Here is a 17,267-nt window from a genome sequence, read left to right as displayed (position 1 = left end):
ATAAAAAGGGAACGTGAAACACGTTCCCTTTTTACTGCCAATCAGATCAAGCCAAGCTTAACTGACTGGCATTGGCCATCGGCCCCCTTGTTTTATGGCGGTGTGGCGCACGCGGTCGCACGCCGCCATCTCCCGCCCTTGGCCATTCAAAAGCGCTGGATTCCGAGCCCCTCCAGGCTGATATCCGGGCTGCGCTGGCCGATCAGGTCTGCCACGGCGCGGGCGCAGCCGCTGGCCAGTGCCCATCCGCCCGCGCCATGGCCGGTGTTGAGCCACAGGCCCGGCACGCCGCTGGCACCCACCACGGGCGCGCCGTCGGGCAGCGTGGGGCGTGCGCCGCGCCATATCTGAAGCCCGGATGAGAGCAGGGCGCCACCGGGGAACCAGTCGTTCAGGGTCCGGTAGAGCTGCTGCAGCGTGGGGGCGTGGTGTGCGGCATCCGGCGCGCCCAGTTCGGCGCCACCCGCGATGCGCACACGCTGGCCCAGCCGCGTGATGCTGATCTGCAACTGACTGTCCACCACGCTGGCCACCGGCGCATGCAGGGTCTCGCGCAGCGGGGCACTGACGGAATAGCCATGCACTGCCGCCATCGGCAGGCGCGGGCCCAGGGGGCGCAGCAGGGCGGCCGATGCCATGCCGGCGCACAGCACCACGGCATCGAAGGACCGCGTGCCGCTTTCGCCCTGCACCTGCACGCCCAGGGGCTGGGAAGTCAGCCGGGCCACGCGGGTGCCAAACGCAAAATGCACTCCGCCGGCCTGGGTGCCCTGGCGCAGCAGTTGGGCGAAGAGTCGGCAGTTGCCGGCCTTGGCGTCGGGCAGGTGCAGCGCCCCCGCCAGCGGGGTTTCGGGGCACAGGCCGGGCTCGATCTGGCGTGCGGCGTCGGCATCGATCTCGCGCAGCGCAATCCCGGCGTCGCGCAGAACCTGCAGGGTGGGTTGCCAGCGGGCCTGTTCCTGCGCGGTGCGCAGCAGGATGAGGCGCCCCTGGCTGCTTTCAAAATCCAGCTCGTGTTGCACGGCGATGTGCTGCAGGCGCCGCTGGCTGTAGCGTGCCAGGCTTTCCAGTGTCGACAGCTGTGCGGCCGATGCGCCGCGCCGCGCTGCGCGCCGCCAGCGCCACAGCCATGCCAGGTCTGTGCCTTTGAAGCCTTCGGCCAGCCGCAGCGTGGCGCGGCGGCCCAGGAGCTTCAGAGGCGTGCCCAGGCCGGGTGTGCCCCAGGGTGTGAGCAGGTGCGGCGCCAGCAGGCCGGCGTTGGCAAAGCTGGCCTCCTCGGCGGCGGCGTTGCGTTGTTCGAAGACGGTGACCTCGTGGCCGTCATGGGCCAGCTCGTATGCGGTGGACACGCCGACAATGCCGGCGCCCACGATGGCGATTTTCATGAATTTGAATGTTTTTTCTCTAGCGCTTGATGGTAAAGCGCTGACAGCTATTATTTTTGTAGTATCTGCTCGATCTGCAGGCCCACGTTGAGTACCGCGTCGTCGTGCAAGGCAGCGTGCCAGACCATCAGCCCGACCGGGAGTTCCCCGGCCACATGGCAGGGCAGCGACAGCGCACAGCCATCGAGCATGTTCACCACGCTGGTGTTGCGCAGCAGCAGGGCGTTGATGCGGAAGAACTCGGCATCGTGCTTGGCGCCGGGCGCCACCTCGGCGATGGGGGGCGCCACCATCGGCACCGTGGGCGAGAGCAGGGCGTCGTAGGGGGCCAGTGCGGCTTCCATGCGGGCTATCCAGTTCTGGCGGGCCTGCAGCAGATCGATGTAGTCTGCGGCCGCCATGGTGGCGCCACGCTCGATGCGGCTGCGCACCCGTGGATCGTATTGCGCCGCCTGCCGTGCCAGCAGGCGGCGGTGCCAGGCATGGCTTTCTGCCGCCGACAGGCTGCCGCCCGCCTGCATGGGCCCAAGTTCGGCCGTCAGCGGCAGGTCGATTTCTTCAATGTGGGCGCCCGCTTGGCGCAAGGTATCCAGCGTGCGGCCGAATGCCCGCGCCACTGTGGCATCCAGGTTGTCGAGGAAGGTGGTGGATGGCACGGCCAGACGCCACCAACGCAGGGGAGCGGGGCTGCGCGTGACGCGTCGCGCGGCCAGCACCTCGTGCACCACGATGGCATCGCGCACGCTGCGCGTCATGGCGCAGGCCGTATCCAGCGTGGTGGACAATGGAATGGCGCCCGCCGTGGGAACCAGCCGGGCCGTGTTCTTGAAGCCCACGATGCCGTTGAGCGCCGCGGGAATGCGGATGGAGCCGCCTGTGTCCGAGCCCAGGCCCACAAAGGCCGCGCCAGTAGCCACCGATACGGCCGCGCCCGAGGACGAGCCTCCGGGAATTCTCGGCGCCCCCGGCAACGCGCCAAAGCGCCCATCCCATGCTGCAGGCGTGCCGAAGTGCGGATTCACGCCGACACCCGAGAAGGCAAATTCCACCATGTTCGTGCGGCCGATGACCGTGCCGCCGGCGGAGCGCAGGCGGGCGACGGCGGGGCAATCGTGCGGCGCCGGCGCCGCGTCGGCCAGGGCCGTGGAGCCGGCGGTGGTGGGCTGGCCGGCGATGTCAAACAGGTCCTTGACCGACACGGAAAGCCCGGCCAGCGGCAGCCGGAGGGGATCGCCTTGCACCACGATGGTGCGCACCGCCTCCGGCATCAGGCGCAAGAAGGCATGGCCGCAGGCGGCAGACTGCGCCGCATCCAGGCACTGCTCCAGTTCCGCTGTGGCGGTGTGGGGGCCGTCCTGCAGGCGTTGGCGGGTGGAGGTGAGGTCAATAAGCATGGCTGTGCTAGAATCTTTGGGTTTTGCTGAGAGCCGCGGCACGTGCAATGCCTTCGGTGGTGTATGCGCTGCGAAGGCGGCAAAACCAATCGCAAACCAGCCCTGTCAAGGTGTTGCGTCTTCGTGCAGATGCACGGCGGCGCAAGTATTGGGGCTGGATTTTAGACCCAACCTTTGGAGTATTTTTATGTCCGTTACCATGCGCGAAATGCTGGAAGCCGGTGTCCACTTCGGTCACCAGACCCGCTTCTGGAACCCCAAGATGGCCCCCTACATCTTCGGCCATCGCAACAAGATTCACATCATCAACCTGGAAAAGTCGCTGCCACTGTTCCAGGAAGCCCAGAAGTTCGCCAAGCAGCTGGCTGCCAACCGCGGCACGATCCTGATGGTCGGCACGAAGCGCCAGGCCCGTGAAATCCTGGCCACCGAAGCACAGCGCGCTGGCGTGCCCTTTGTGGACCAGCGCTGGCTGGGCGGCATGCTGACCAACTTCAAGACCGTCAAGACCTCGATAAAGCGCCTGAAGGACATGAAGGCCCAGCTCGAAACCGGCCTCGACAGCCTGAGCAAGAAAGAGCAGCTGACGTTCAGCCGCGAAATCGCCAAGCTTGAAAAGGACATCGGCGGCATCCAGGATATGGCAGCCCTGCCCGACGCGATCTTCATCATCGACGTGGGTTTCCACAAGATCGCCGTGGCCGAAGCCAAGAAGCTGGGCATCCCGCTGATCGGCGTGGTGGATACCAACCACTCGCCCGAAGGCATCGACTACGTGATCCCCGGCAACGACGACTCGGCCAAGGCTGTGACGCTGTACGCCCGTGGCATCGCTGATGCGATCATCGAAGGCCGTGCGAACGCCGTGAACGAAGTGGCCAAGGCGGCTGCTCCTGAAGGTGGCGACGAATTCGTGGAAGTGCAAGAGTCCGCTGCCTGAAGTCCCGGCTGCGCGATGTATCGCGGATAAAAGCGGGGCCCCTGGTGAGCCCCCTTTTTTTTAGCCCGAATCTGAACTGACTGAACTGAATACTGAAGGAATAAAGATGGCTGCAATTACCGCAAGCATGGTGGCTGAACTGCGTGGCAAGACCGACGCTCCCATGATGGAATGCAAGAAGGCCCTGACCGAAGCCGACGGCGACATGGCCAAAGCCGAAGAGTTGCTGCGTGTCAAGCTCGGCACCAAGGCTGGCAAGGCCGCTTCGCGCGTCACTGCCGAAGGCGTGGTCGCCAGCTTCATCAACGGCAACCTGGGTGCATTGATCGAAGTCAACAGCGAAACCGACTTCGTCTCCAAGAACGACAGCTTCATCGCCATGGCCAACGCCGCCGCCAAACTGGTGGCCGAGCACAACCCCGCCACCATCGAAGCCCTGGGCGCGCTGCCCTACGAGCAAGACAGCTTCGGCCCCACGCTGGAAGACGTGCGCAAGGGCCTGATCGGCAAGATCGGCGAGAACATGTCGTTCCGCCGCTTCAAGCGCTTCAGCGGCTCCAATCTGGCTGCCTACCTGCACGGTTCGCGCATCGGCGTGGTCGTCGAGTTCGACGGTGACGCAGCTGCCGCCAAGGATGTGGCCATGCATGTGGCTGCCATGAAGCCCGTGGCGCTGACCAGCGCCGACGTGCCTGCCGAACTGATCGCCAAGGAGCGTTCGGTTGCCGAAGGCAAGGCCGACGAAGCCAACAAGGAGCTGGTGGCTGCCGGCAAGCCTGCGCAAAGCGCGGAAATCACCGCCAAGCGCATCGACGGCGCTGTGCAGAAGTACCTCAAGGAGGTCTCGCTGGCTGACCAGGTCTTCGTGAAGGCTGCCGACGGCAAGCAGACCGTGGCCCAGATGCTCAAGGCTGCCAGCACCAACGTGAAGGGTTTCACGCTGTATGTCGTGGGTGAAGGCATCGAGAAGAAGGTGGACGACTTCGCCGCCGAAGTGGCTGCGCAAGTGGCTGCTGCCAAGGCTGCCGCCTGATCGTTTCCGTTATCCCCAAAGCCCCGTTCCTATCACCGGAGAAAATCCCCATGTCCCACGCTGCACCAGCCCACAAGCGCATTCTGCTCAAGCTGTCTGGTGAGGCGCTGATGGGGGATGATGCCTTCGGCATCAACCGCACCACCATCGTTCGCATGGTGGAGGAGATCGCCGAGGTCACCCGCCTGGGCGTCCAGGTGGCGGTGGTGATCGGTGGGGGCAATATTTTCCGTGGCGTCGCGGGTGGCTCGGTCGGCATGGACCGGGCCACCGCCGACTACATGGGCATGCTGGCTACCGTGATGAACGCGTTGGCTCTGGCTGACGCCATGAACAAGCAGGGCCTGGTGGCGCGTGTGATGTCTGCCATCGCCATCGAGCAGGTGGTTGAGCCCTACGTGCGCCCCAAGGCCTTGCAGTACCTCGAAGAGGGCAAGGTCGTCGTGTTTGCTGCGGGCACGGGCAATCCTTTCTTCACCACCGACACCGCCGCTGCCCTGCGCGGTGCAGAGATCGGCGCCGAGCTGGTGCTCAAGGCCACCAAGGTGGACGGCGTTTATACTGCCGACCCCCAGAAGGACCCTTCGGCCACGCGCTACACCAAGCTCAGCTTCGACGAGGCCATGTCCCGCAATCTGGGCATCATGGATGCGACCGCTTTTGCCCTGTGCCGCGACCAGAAGCTGCCGGTGAAGGTGTTCTCCATCATCAAGCATGGCGCCTTGAAGCGCGTGGTGATGGGTGAAGACGAAGGTACATTGGTTTACGCTTGATCACGATGGATGGACCTGCACCGGATGCAGGTCGGCCCCAGGAGAAAACATGACGATTGCCGACATCAAGAAGACTGCCGAAACCAAGATGGACCAGTCCATCACAGCATTCAAGAACAACCTGCAGAAGATCCGCACCGGCCGTGCCAATCCTGCGCTGCTCGACACGGTGCAGGTGGAGTACTACGGCTCCATGGTGCCCCTGAGCCAGGTGGCCAACGTGGCCCTGATCGACTCGCGCACCATCAGCGTGCAGCCCTGGGAAAAGGGCATGGGCGCCAAGATCGAAAAAGCCATCCGCGAAAGCGATCTGGGGCTGAACCCTGCGTCCATGGGCGATCTGATCCGGGTGCCCATGCCGCCCATGAGCGAAGAGCGCCGCAAGGAAATGACCAAGCTGGCGCGCAATGAAGGCGAGAGCGCCAAGATCGCCGTGCGCAACCTGCGCCGTGACGCCAACGAATCCGTCAAGAAGCTGGTCAAGGACAAGCTGGCATCGGAAGACGACCAGAAGCGCGCCGAAGCCGAAGTGCAGAAGTTCACCGACAGGCACATCGCCGAAATCGATGTTCTGGTAGCGGGCAAAGAACAGGAAATCATGGCGGTCTGAGCCGTCCATTGACGGGCCTGATCGTTCTACATGTCTGAACCAAAGGTGGTGCCACACCACATTGCCATCGTCATGGATGGCAACGGCCGCTGGGCTACACGCCGCTTCCTGCCGCGCCTGGCGGGCCACAAGCAAGGGGTTGATTCGCTGCGCCGCTGCGCACGCGCTTGCGTGCAGCGGGGCGTGGCCGTGCTGACCGTCTTTGCGTTCTCATCCGAAAACTGGAACCGTCCGGTCGATGAGGTCTCTGGCCTCATGGAACTGTTGGCGATGGCGCTGGCGCGCGAGGTGCCGCAGCTCAAAAAAGACGGCGTTCGCCTGTACTTTGTGGGCGAGCGCGCGGGTCTGTCGCCCAAGGTGCGTGACGGTCTGGCGCAGGCGGAGGCCGCCACAGCGGAAAACACCCGCCTCGTGCTCAACGTGTGCTTCAACTACGGCGGCCGCTGGGACATCGCCCAGGCCGCTGCGTCGCTGGCCGCGCGCGGCGAGCCCATCACCGAGGCCAGCCTGAATGGCGCGATGGGCCTGGCCCATGTGCCCGACCCGGACCTGGTGATCCGCACCGGGGGCGAAATGCGGATCAGCAACTTTTTGTTGTGGCAGGCTGCATACTCCGAGTTGTTTTTCAGCGACCGGCTCTGGCCGGATTTCGACGAGTCGGCACTGGACGAGGCGATTGCCGCCTTCAGTGCACGCGAGCGCCGTTTTGGCAAAACCTCCGAACAGATCCTGACCGCGCATCCCGTCCCGGTGCTCGGCTGAATAGGCCCCATGCTTCTACAGCGTGTCATCACCGCTCTTGTCCTGCTGGCCATTCTGCTGCCCGCGCTCTTTTATCCCTCCGCGGTGCCATTCACGCTGGTCGTGCTGGTGCTCATGGCTGCCGGCGCATGGGAGTGGGGGCGCCTGAGCGGTTTTGGCCAGGCAGGTTCGCTGGCCGTGGGCGCCGCCTGCGTTGCCCTATGTGCAGCGTCGTGGGTGCTGGGCTGGATTGATCGGCCCCTGACCGCCCTGTGGATCGTTGGTGGCGGCCTGTGGGTGCTGTGCGCTGCCTGGCTGTTGCGCGCCGGCGTGCCGGGCTGGCCCCGCATTCCTGCGGGCGTTCGGCTGGTGGCCGGGGTGCTGGCACTTTGGCTCGCCTGGCTGGCCGTGGTGCAGGCCCGCCATCTGGGCGTCAATTTTCTGCTGTCGGTGCTGGTTCTGGTGTGGGTGGCCGATATCTTTGCCTACTTTGCCGGCCGTGCCTTTGGTTTGCGTTTCACCAAGAACAAACTGGCGCCTTCCATCAGTCCCGGCAAGAGCTGGGAAGGGGTGTGGGGCGGGCTGGCGGGCGTGGTCGTGCTGGCATTTGCCTGGGTTGCCGCAGATACCTACTGGCAGGCCGCAGTGCCCAGTTTTTATAGCCGCCTGGCGCAGCAGGGGGGTTGGCTGCTGGTGATTTCGGTCCTGTTCATGGTGGCCATGAGTGTGGCAGGTGATCTGGTGGAGTCGCTGATCAAGCGCAGTGCGGGTGTGAAAGACAGCAGTGGCCTGCTGCCGGGGCATGGCGGGGTACTGGACCGCGTGGATGCCTTGTTGCCCACGCTTCCTCTGGCCCTGATGCTGACGCGCCTGACGACACCCCTATGAAACAACGACTCACTGTTCTGGGCTCTACAGGCTCTATCGGTACCAGCACGCTCGACGTGGTGGCGCGCCATCCGGATCGATTCGAGGTGTTTGCCCTCAGCGCAGCCACCCAGGTGGACCTGATGCTGGCGCAGTGCGCGCAATTCAGGCCCTGCTTTGCCGTGATGGCCAGTGCACCCCATGCCCGTTTGCTGGCGGAGAAAATCAAGGCAAATGGGCTAAAAACGCACGTTCTTCAATCCCCTGATGCTCTTGAAATAATAGCCTCCAACGAGGAGGTGGATACGGTCATGGCGGCCATTGTCGGGTCGGCGGGGCTGGCGCCTTGTCTCGCGGCGGCCTGGGCCGGAAAGCGCCTGCTGCTGGCCAACAAGGAGGCGCTGGTCGTGGGGGGGGACGTGTTTCTGGACGCGGTGCGCGAAGGGGCGGCCACGTTGCTGCCAATCGACAGTGAGCATTCGGCCATCTTCCAGTCCTTGCCCGAAGATGCCGCCACCTGGGGCCAGCGGGTCGAGAAAATCATTCTGACCGCCTCCGGGGGGCCGTTTCGCACCCGGTCGCCCGACACGCTGCGCGATGTCACGCCGGAGCAGGCCTGCGCCCATCCCAACTGGAACATGGGGCGCAAGATTTCGGTGGATTCGGCCACCATGATGAACAAGGCACTCGAAGTCATCGAGGCGCGCTATCTGTTTGGCCTGGCTCCGTCGCAGCTGGATGTGGTGATCCACCCCCAAAGCATCATCCACTCCATGGTGCAGTACCGGGACACTTCGGTGGTGGCGCAACTGGGCACCCCGGACATGCGTGTTCCCATCGCGTACGGCCTGGCCTGGCCCGAGCGGGTCGAGTCGGGGGCTGCGGCGCTGAATTTCCACGCGCTTTCCGCCATGACCTTCGAGGCCATTGACGACCATGGGCATCGTGACCGCTTCCCTGGGCTGCAGCTGGCGTGGGACGCCCTGGCGGCCCCGCAGGGCACGACGGCGGTGCTGAATGCGGCCAACGAGGTGGCCGTGGCGGCGTTTCTGGAGCGCCGCATCCGTTTCGATCAGATACACCATCTCAATCTTGCAACTTTGGAAGCGGTTGCTCCCTCCAACCCCGATTCACTCAAGGCCTTGCTGGCCCTGGATGCCCAGGCGCGCAGTGTGGCCGAGCAGGTTGTTGGCCGTCTGGCCGGCTGAATGCGGTTGATTCACGGAGCCATTGCATGCTGTTGACCCTTGTCGCGTTCGTTGTTGCCCTGGGTGTGCTGATCGCAGTGCACGAGTATGGGCATTACCGGGTGGCGGTGGCCTGTGGCGTCAAGGTGCTGCGGTTTTCTGTGGGTTTTGGCAAGCCGCTCCTGCGCTGGCAACCCAAGGGTTCAGCCACCGAGTTTGTGCTGAGTGCGTTCCCGTTGGGGGGCTATGTGCGCATGCTCGATGAGCGCGAGGCACCCGTGCCCGAGGCTGAGCGCCATCTTGCGTTCAATACCCAGCCCCTGCGCTCGCGTGCGGCCATCGTGGCGGCAGGTCCACTGGCCAATCTGCTGCTGGCCGTGTTGCTGTATTCAGCGGTCAACTGGATCGGGGTCCAGGAACCCAGGGCGCTGCTGGCCAGTCCCGTGGCAGGTTCGGTGGCGCAGGCTGCGGGTTTGCGCGGCGGTGAACTGGTGCACAGCGCGGCCCTGGGGGCGAACGAACTGGAGCCCGTGCGTTCTTTCGAGGACTTGCGCTGGTTGTTGACCCGCGGCGCGCTGGAAGGCGAAAGGGTCCGGCTGGAGGTCGAGCCAACACCCGGTGCCATGCACCGGGAGGTGTTGCTGGATATGGCGCAGCTCGACACGCGCGAGGCCGATGCGCAACTGTTTCGCAAGGTGGGGCTTCTGGGGCCCTGGACGCGTCCGGTGCTGGGTGAAATTATGGCCGGCGGTGCTGCGCAGCGCGCGGGGCTTCGCCAGGGCGATGTGGTGCTCCGGATTGGCGCGGCAGAGGTGGTGGATGGCCAGCAGCTGCGCGAACTGATTCGCCAGTCCGTGCGCGCCGAGGCGGCCGTGGTGCAACCCTGGCGTATCGATCGCGGTGGCCAGCAGATCACCGTGGATGTCATGCCCGATGTCCAGAAGGAGCAGGGTGGCAGTGTGGGCCGCATCGGTGCCTATGTGGGCGCACCGCCTGAGCTGGTGATCGTGCAGCACAGTGCGGTGGAGGGCTTGTGGAATGGCGTTGTGCGTACCTGGGACGTGTCCGTCCTGACGCTTCGCATGATGGGCCGCATGGTGCTGGGTCAGGCGTCCCTGAAAAACCTCAGTGGACCCTTGACGATTGCCGACTATGCCGGCCGCTCGGCCAGCATGGGTTTCACGCAGTACCTGGTGTTCCTGGCGCTCATCAGCGTGAGTCTGGGCGTGCTGAACCTGCTGCCCTTGCCAGTCCTCGATGGGGGGCACCTGATGTATTATCTTTGGGAGGGTGTGACCGGCAGGAAGGTGTCGGATGCTTGGATGGAGCAGTTGCAGCGCGGTGGCGTGGCAGTGCTTCTTCTCATGATGTCCATTGCCCTGTTCAACGATATCACCCGGCTATTTGGCTAACCTTTTTGCCGCTTTCCCCTGCGTCTGCGGCCTCCGCTTCACTCATGAAAAAACACATCAATCGCCTGGGCGTGCGTACTGCAGCGGCCGTTGCCGCCATGGTTTTTGTCGCCAATGCGGCCTGGGCTCTGGAGCCCTTCAAGGTGCAGGACATCCGGGTGGAAGGGCTGCAGCGTGTGGAGCCTGGGACCATTTTTGCTTCCATGCCGCTGCGGGTGGGCGATGACTACAACGATGAAAAGGGCGCGGCCGCCATCCGGGCACTGTTTGGTCTGGGATTGTTCAAGGATGTGAGGCTGGAAGCCACCGGCAATGTGCTGGTGGTGGTGGTGGAAGAGCGCCCCACCATTGCAGATGTCGATTTTGCAGGCTCCAAGGAGTTCGACAAGGAGGCCCTCAAGAAGAGCATGCGCGACGTGGGGCTCACCGAAGGGCGTCCCTATGACAAGGCGCTGGCCGACCGGGCAGAGCAGGAACTCAAACGCCAGTACATCAACAAGAGCCTGTACGGCGCCGAAGTGGTGACCACTGTGACGCCGATTGAGCGCAACCGTGTCAATCTCACCTTCACGGTGGTGGAGGGCGAGCCTGCACGCATCAAGGAAGTGCGCATTGTCGGCAACAAGGCGTTCAGCGAGTCCACGCTCAAGGGGCTCTTTGACCAGGACACCGGCGGCTGGCTGAGCTGGTACACCAAGTCGGACCGCTATGCCCGTGCAAAGCTCAACGCCGATCTGGAGACCCTGCGTTCCTACTATCTGCAGCGCGGCTATCTGGAGTTTCGCGTGGACTCCACCCAGGTGGCCATCTCGCCCGACAAGCAGGACATCTCCATTGTGGTCAATGTCACCGAAGGCGAGCGTTTCGTGGTGTCGGGGGTCAAGCTCGAAGGCAATTACCTCGACCGCGACGACGAGTTCAAGTCGCTGGTCACCATTCGCCCGGGGGAGCCCTACAACGCCGATCAGGTCACTGAAACGACCAAGGCTTTTTCCGAATATTTTGGGCGTTTCGGTTTTGCCTTCGCGCGCGTCGAGGCGGTGCCCGACATCGATCGCGAAAACAACCGCGTGACCTTGGTGCTGCAGGCCGAACCGGCCCGCCGCGCGTATGTGCGGCGCATCAATGTGAGCGGCAACAACCGCACCCGTGATGAAGTCGTGCGCCGTGAATTCCGACAGTACGAGGCCTCCTGGTATGACGGCGAGAAGATCCGCCTGTCGCGCGACCGCGTGGACCGGCTTGGCTACTTTACCGAGGTGGGCATCGAAACCCAGGAAGTGCCCGGATCGCCAGACCAGGTCGACCTCGTGATCAATGTGGCCGAGAAGCCCACTGGGTCACTGCAATTGGGCGCCGGTTTTTCCAGCGCTGAAAAGGTGGCCTTGTCCTTTTCCATCAAGCAGGAAAACGTTTTCGGTTCCGGCAACTATCTGGGGGTGGATGTCAACACCAGCAAGTACCGCCGCACCTTGGTGTTCAGCACCACCAATCCGTATTTCACCCAGAATGGCATTTCCCGTACGATGGATCTCTACTACCGTACCGACAAGCCCTATGACCATCAGGGTGGCAATTACCAGCTGGTCACCACGGGTGCATCCATTCGTTTCGGGGTGCCCTTCAGCGAAACCGACACCGTGTTCTTCGGTGGCGGGGTGGAGCAGATCAAGATCAAGGCAGGCACCCTCATACCGGCCGCTTACCTGGCCTACGCGGACACCTATGGAAGCAGCAGCATCGCCGCCCCCCTGACCATTGGCTGGTCGCGCGATGACCGCGACAGTGCGCTGGCACCCAATTCGGGGCGTTATCAGCGGCTCAATTCCGAATGGTCTGTGGCAGGTGATGCGCGCTATCTGCGGGCGAACTACCAGTACCAGCAGTACATCCCGCTGAACAAACGTTTCACGGTGGCCTTCAATGGCGAACTGGGCTACGGCAAGGGCATGAACGGTCGGCCGTTCCCGGTGTTCAAGAATTTTTATTCCGGTGGTCTGGGTTCCGTGCGTGGTTTCGATCAGGGCACACTGGGGCCGCGCGATGTCACGGGCGCTTCCTTGGGCGGACCCAAGAAAGTCACGCTCAATGCCGAGTTGATGGCGCCTTTCCCGGGGGCCGGCAATGACCGCACGCTGCGCATTTTCACTTTCGTGGATGTGGGCAATGTGTATGGCGAAGATGACAAAGTCAGTTTTAATGACATGCGTGCATCCGCAGGTGTGGGCCTGAGCTGGATTTCCCCCCTGGGTCCGCTGCGTCTTGCCTATGCGCAGCCGGTGCGCAAGTTCGCCGGCGATAGAATCCAGAAACTTCAATTCCAGATTGGTACGTCCTTCTAATGAAATCCCTTTCCCGCCATTTCACTCTGGGTCTGCTGCTGAGCGCACTGGCCGTGGCTGCTCCTGCGCTGCAGGCACAAGAATTCAAGGCCGGTTTTGTCAATACCGACCGTATCTTCCGCGAAGCCACCACCGCCAAGGCGGCCCAGGCCAAGCTGGAGCAGGAGTTTTCCCGTCGCGAGAAAGAGCTCATCGACATGGGCAACACCTTGAAGACGGCGACGGAGAAATTCGAGCGCGAGGCCCCTACCATGGCCGAGAGCCAGCGCACCACCCGCCAGCGCCAGCTGGTGGACCAGGACCGTGAATTCCAGCGCAAGCGCCGTGAGTTCCAGGAAGACCTGAATGCCCGCAAGAACGAAGAGCTCGCACAGGTTCTGGAGCGCGCCAACAAGGTGGTCAAGCAAGTGGCCGAGGCGGAGAAGTACGACGTCATCCTGCAGGAAGCTGTGTACATCAATCCCAAGCACGACATCACCGACCGGGTGATCAAGGCGCTGAATGCCGCTGGCAAATAAGCTGCGGCTCAGGGTGGGTGGCGCGTGAGTTTGCTCCTCGGGAACATTGTCGATGCGCTGGGCGGATCGCTGGAAGGGGGGCAGCGGGAAACCGAGGTTCTTCGCATTGCGCCGCTCGAAACCGCCGGGCCAGGAGACATCAGTTTCCTGAGCCACCCGCGTTATCAGCAGCAACTGGCCGCCTCCCGGGCGGCCTGCGTCATTGTGGCGCCTGCCATGCGCGAGCTTGCGCTGGCGCGCGGCGCGTGCATCGTGGCGGACAACCCCTATGTCTATTTCGCCCGGGTGACGCAGCTTTGGCGGCAGCGCCATGGCGAAGCCGTGCCAGCCGGTGTGCACCCCAGCGCCGTGGTGGATGCGACCGCCGTGGTGCATCCCAGCGCTTCGGTCGGTCCGCTGTGCGTTGTCGAGCGCGGTGCCCGCATTGGCGCAGGCACGGTGCTCAAGTCGCGCGTGACGGTGGGTGCAGATTGCCACATCGGTGCGCGCTGCATCGTGCACGCTGGCGTGGTGATCGGGGCCGACGGATTTGGTTTTGCACCAGAAAACGGGCAATGGATCAAGATCGAGCAACTGGGCGCCGTGCGCATTGGCGACGATGTCGAGATCGGTGCCAACACCTGCATAGATCGCGGTGCGCTGCAGGACACGGTGGTCGAAGACGGGGTGAAACTCGACAATCTGATCCAGGTGGGCCACAACGTGCACATCGGCAAGCATGCTGCGATGGCCGGGTGTGTGGGCATCGCGGGCAGCGCCACCATTGGAGCGCATTGCACCGTTGGTGGGGGCGCGATTGTGCTGGGCCACCTGGAATTGGCCGACAACGTGCATATTTCCGCGGGCACGGTGGTCACACGCTCCTTGAACAGGCCGGGCCAGTACACCGGCATGTTCCCCATCGACGACAATGCCCGCTGGGAAAAGAACGCTGCGACACTCAAACAACTGCACAGCCTGCGCGAGCGCATCAAGGCGCTGGAGCAGGCCCTGAAGGCAGCATGAACGGAAGAACAACTCGATGATGGATATCCACGCAATTCTCAAGCAGCTGCCCCACCGCTACCCGTTTCTGTTGGTAGACAAGGTGATCGAGCTTGAGAGCAACACCCGCATCAAGGCCATCAAGAACGTCACGTTCAACGAGCCTTATTTCATGGGGCATTTCCCCGGCCGTCCCGTGATGCCCGGTGTGTTGATCCTTGAAGCCTTGGCGCAAGCCGCAGGCCTGCTGGCTTTTGATGCCATGGGCAAGGTGCCCGATGAAAACAACATCTATTATTTTGTCGGTATCGACGGCGCGCGTTTCAAGCGCCCTGTGGAGCCGGGTGACCAGCTGATCCTGTCCATCACCATCGACCGCGTGCGCGGCGGCATCTGGAAGTTCAAGGGCGTGGCCAGCGTGGGCGACGAGGTGGCTTGCGAAGCCGAACTCATGTGCACCATGCGCAGCGTAGGCTGACTGACCAAACTGTTCAGACCTGTTGGACCGTGAGCAATATTCATCCCACAGCCATTGTCGAGGCGGGTGCCCGCATCGATCCCTCCGTGACGGTGGGGCCGTACACCGTGATAGGCCCTGATGTTTCCATCGGTGCCGGCACCACCGTGGGGCCGCATTGCGTGATCGAAGGGCGCACCACCATCGGTGCGGACAATCGCATTTTCCAGTTTGCATCGCTCGGTGCCGCGCCGCAGGACAAGAAGTACGCGGGCGAGCCCACACGGCTTGTCATCGGAGACCGCAACACCATCCGCGAGTTTTGCACCTTCAACCTGGGAACCACCCAGGACAAGGGCGTGACGACCATAGGCGATGACAACTGGATCATGGCCTACGTGCACATCGCGCACGACTGTGTGGTGGGCAACCAGACCATCCTGGCCAACAACGCCACCCTGGCGGGGCATGTGCAGGTGGCGGACCAGGCCATCATCGGCGGGCTCACGGGCATTCACCAGTTTGTGAAAGTGGGCGCGCATGTGATGGCCGGTTTTGCCAGCCATATCTCGCAGGACGTTCCGCCCTTCATGATGGTGGACGGCAACCCGCTGGCTGTGCGCGGCCTGAACCTCGAAGGCCTGCGTCGCCGTGGTTTTTCGGCTGCGCGGATGGCTGGCATCAAGCAGATGCATCGCGTTCTGTACCGGCAGGGGCTGACCCTGGAGTCTGCCCGCACCGCCATCGCCGAGTTGCCGCTCACCCATCCGGAAGCCAGCGCCGACATCGCGCTGGTGCTGGCCTTTCTGGATGCCTCCACGCGCGGCATTGCGCGCTGAGGGGCTCCCATGAGTATTTCCCCCCGCGTCGCCATGGTGGCGGGCGAGACTTCGGGCGATCTGCTCGCAGGCCTGCTGATCGACGGAATGCAGGCCCACTGGCCACAGTTGCAGTCCTGCGGCATTGGTGGTCCGCAAATGCAGCGGCGTGGTTTTGAGGCCTGGTGGCCCAGCGAGAAGCTGGCCGTCCATGGCTACAGCATGGAAGTGCTGCGCCGGCTGCGGGAGTTGCTCCGAATCCGCAAACAGCTGCGCGAGCGTTTGCTCAGGGACCGTCCCGATGTTTTCATCGGTGTGGACGCCCCCGACTTCAATCTGGGGCTGGAGGCCGACTTGCGTGCTGCCGGCATCAAGACGGTGCACTTCGTGTGTCCGTCCATCTGGGCCTGGCGTGCTGACCGGGTCGAGAAGATCCGCCGCAGCGCGGACCATGTGCTGTGCATTTTCCCGTTCGAGCCGGAGCTTCTGGCGCACCATGGCATTGCGGCCACGTACGTGGGCCACCCCCTGGCGGGTGTGATTCCCATGCTGCCAGACCGCGCTGCTGCCCGGGCGCAACTCGGTCTGCAAGATTCGGACGAGGTGCTGGCCATCCTGCCCGGCAGCCGTTCTTCCGAGATTCAGTACATTGCCCAGCCCTTCTTCGAGGCGGCGGCGCTGGTGCTGAAAGCGCGACCCGCCATCAAATTGATCGTGCCGGCGGTGCCCGCCTTGCGTGACCGGATCGTTCAGATCGCCCACCACTGTGGCCTGGGTGGGGCGGTGCAGATCATTGCGGGGCAGTCCCACACCGTGCTTGCCGCCTGTGATGCCACCTTGATCGCCAGCGGTACTGCAACGCTGGAAGCGGCACTCTTCAAGCGCCCCATGGTGATCGGCTACCACATGCATCCCTGGAGCTGGTGGCTCATGCGCCGCAGGCAGTTGCAGCCCTGGGTGGGGTTGCCCAACATCCTTTGCCGCGAGTTTGTGGTGCCTGAACTCATCCAGGATGCGGCCACGCCGCAAGCGCTTTGCGCGGCAGCGTTGGACTGGCTGGATGCGCGGCGCAGCAACCCCCAGAAAATCGCGGCCCTGGAGCGGCGCTTCACGGCGCTGCACGAAAGCCTGCAACGCAACACCCCTCAACTGGCTGCCGATGCGATCCAGAAAATCCTTGCCGCCTGAACAGGCCAGCCTGCCCTGGCATCCCCCGGGTCTGGTGGCGGGGGTAGACGAGGCTGGCCGCGGCCCGTTGGCCGGGCCCGTGGTGGCCGCAGCGGTCATCCTCGACGACCTGCACCCCATCGCCGGACTGGCCGACTCCAAGAAGCTCACCGCTGCACGGCGCGAGGCCCTGTTTGACGAGATCCGGGCCAAGGCGCTGTGCTGCAGCATTGCCGAAGCCAGTGTCGAGGAAATCGACCGTCTGAACATCCTGCAGGCCACGCTGCTGGCCATGCGCCGCGCCGTGCTGGGCCTGCGGCTCAAGCCGAAGATGGTCCTGGTCGATGGCAACCGGCTGCCCACGCTGGACATGCCGGCCGAGGCCATTGTCAAGGGCGATGCGCTGGTGCCTGCCATTTCGGCGGCCTCCATCCTGGCCAAGGTGCACCGGGACCGCTGGTGCGTGCAGGTCGATGCGCAGTACCCGCAATACGGCTTTGCCGGCCACAAGGGCTACGGCACGGCCATGCACATGGCCGCCCTGCGCGAGCATGGTGCCTGCATTCACCATCGGCACAGCTTCGCGCCCGTGGCCAGGGTGCTGGCCTGAATCGCCGGGTGCTGCACGCCATTTCATTG

General features: G+C 63.7%; 17 protein-coding genes. 15 read left to right on the top strand and 2 right to left on the bottom strand.

All coding sequences use genetic code 11. From position 1 onward, the window contains the following. Positions 1-146: 146 nt before the first annotated feature. Together AC1RDS_RS06900 and AC1RDS_RS06895 are read right to left on the bottom strand one after the other, a co-directional pair. A complete protein-coding gene (locus tag AC1RDS_RS06900) occupies positions 147-1,385 on the bottom strand; it encodes an FAD-dependent oxidoreductase (RefSeq protein WP_092696463.1) in 1,239 nt (412 codons plus the stop codon). 50 nt (positions 1,386-1,435) lie between these two features. After that, positions 1,436-2,779 carry an amidase gene (locus AC1RDS_RS06895; protein WP_287879441.1) on the bottom strand — a complete coding sequence of 448 codons (1,344 nt, stop codon included), beginning with the start codon at positions 2,777-2,779 and terminating at the stop codon, positions 1,436-1,438. A 187-nt stretch (positions 2,780-2,966) separates the two neighbouring features. Here AC1RDS_RS06895 and rpsB point away from each other — a divergent pair, with 187 nt between their 5' ends. From rpsB to rnhB, 15 genes are all read left to right on the top strand, one after another. Next, complete coding sequence (rpsB, locus tag AC1RDS_RS06890; protein WP_092696465.1) at positions 2,967-3,719, top strand: 30S ribosomal protein S2; 753 nt, start codon at positions 2,967-2,969, stop codon at positions 3,717-3,719. Between the two features lie 106 nt (positions 3,720-3,825). Further along, positions 3,826-4,752 carry a translation elongation factor Ts gene (gene tsf / locus AC1RDS_RS06885; protein WP_348683471.1) on the top strand — a complete coding sequence of 309 codons (927 nt, stop codon included), beginning with the start codon at positions 3,826-3,828 and terminating at the stop codon, positions 4,750-4,752. Between the two features lie 50 nt (positions 4,753-4,802). Next, positions 4,803-5,525: a UMP kinase gene (gene pyrH / locus AC1RDS_RS06880; protein ID WP_092696467.1), complete on the top strand. Its 723-nt coding sequence runs from the start codon at positions 4,803-4,805 to the stop codon at positions 5,523-5,525. 49 nt (positions 5,526-5,574) lie between these two features. Beyond that, on the top strand, positions 5,575-6,135 hold the full coding sequence (gene frr / locus AC1RDS_RS06875) for a ribosome recycling factor (protein ID WP_092696468.1): 561 nt from the start codon (positions 5,575-5,577) through the stop codon (positions 6,133-6,135). Between the two features lie 30 nt (positions 6,136-6,165). Beyond that, positions 6,166-6,897 carry a polyprenyl diphosphate synthase gene (gene uppS / locus AC1RDS_RS06870; RefSeq protein ID WP_092696469.1) on the top strand — a complete coding sequence of 244 codons (732 nt, stop codon included), beginning with the start codon at positions 6,166-6,168 and terminating at the stop codon, positions 6,895-6,897. Between the two features lie 9 nt (positions 6,898-6,906). Further along, on the top strand, positions 6,907-7,764 hold the full coding sequence (locus AC1RDS_RS06865; protein WP_092696470.1) for a phosphatidate cytidylyltransferase: 858 nt from the start codon (positions 6,907-6,909) through the stop codon (positions 7,762-7,764). After that, positions 7,761-8,951 carry a 1-deoxy-D-xylulose-5-phosphate reductoisomerase gene (gene ispC / locus AC1RDS_RS06860; protein ID WP_287879434.1) on the top strand — a complete coding sequence of 397 codons (1,191 nt, stop codon included), beginning with the start codon at positions 7,761-7,763 and terminating at the stop codon, positions 8,949-8,951. The genes AC1RDS_RS06865 and ispC overlap by 4 nt, the downstream gene beginning before the upstream one ends. 26 nt (positions 8,952-8,977) lie before the next feature. Then, positions 8,978-10,342, top strand: a complete 1,365-nt coding sequence (gene rseP / locus AC1RDS_RS06855; protein WP_287879431.1) for an RIP metalloprotease RseP — start codon at positions 8,978-8,980, stop codon at positions 10,340-10,342. 44 nt (positions 10,343-10,386) lie between these two features. Next, the gene (gene bamA, locus AC1RDS_RS06850; protein WP_092696473.1) at positions 10,387-12,684 is read left to right on the top strand and encodes an outer membrane protein assembly factor BamA; all 2,298 of its coding nucleotides are present in this window, start codon (positions 10,387-10,389) and stop codon (positions 12,682-12,684) included. Beyond that, positions 12,684-13,202 carry an OmpH/Skp family outer membrane protein gene (locus AC1RDS_RS06845; RefSeq protein WP_026436863.1) on the top strand — a complete coding sequence of 173 codons (519 nt, stop codon included), beginning with the start codon at positions 12,684-12,686 and terminating at the stop codon, positions 13,200-13,202. Before bamA ends, AC1RDS_RS06845 begins: the two co-directional genes overlap by 1 nt. A 24-nt stretch (positions 13,203-13,226) precedes the next feature. Further along, on the top strand, positions 13,227-14,207 hold the full coding sequence (gene lpxD / locus AC1RDS_RS06840) for a UDP-3-O-(3-hydroxymyristoyl)glucosamine N-acyltransferase (protein WP_348683467.1): 981 nt from the start codon (positions 13,227-13,229) through the stop codon (positions 14,205-14,207). A gap of 16 nt (positions 14,208-14,223) precedes the next feature. Beyond that, positions 14,224-14,664 carry a 3-hydroxyacyl-ACP dehydratase FabZ gene (gene fabZ, locus AC1RDS_RS06835; protein ID WP_026436865.1) on the top strand — a complete coding sequence of 147 codons (441 nt, stop codon included), beginning with the start codon at positions 14,224-14,226 and terminating at the stop codon, positions 14,662-14,664. Between the two features lie 29 nt (positions 14,665-14,693). Next, positions 14,694-15,482 (top strand): acyl-ACP--UDP-N-acetylglucosamine O-acyltransferase, encoded by a 789-nt coding sequence (gene lpxA / locus AC1RDS_RS06830; RefSeq protein ID WP_092696475.1) that lies wholly within the window; start codon positions 14,694-14,696, stop codon positions 15,480-15,482. A 9-nt stretch (positions 15,483-15,491) separates the two neighbouring features. Next, positions 15,492-16,649 (top strand): lipid-A-disaccharide synthase, encoded by a 1,158-nt coding sequence (lpxB, locus tag AC1RDS_RS06825; protein WP_092696476.1) that lies wholly within the window; start codon positions 15,492-15,494, stop codon positions 16,647-16,649. After that, the gene (rnhB, locus tag AC1RDS_RS06820) at positions 16,621-17,238 is read left to right on the top strand and encodes a ribonuclease HII (RefSeq protein WP_026436868.1); all 618 of its coding nucleotides are present in this window, start codon (positions 16,621-16,623) and stop codon (positions 17,236-17,238) included. Before lpxB ends, rnhB begins: the two co-directional genes overlap by 29 nt. Positions 17,239-17,267 lie beyond the last annotated feature (29 nt).

The sequence above is a fragment of the Acidovorax sp. GW823-FHT02H02 genome, from assembly GCF_058797075.1.
This window is presented reverse-complemented; position numbering and strand designations above follow the sequence as displayed.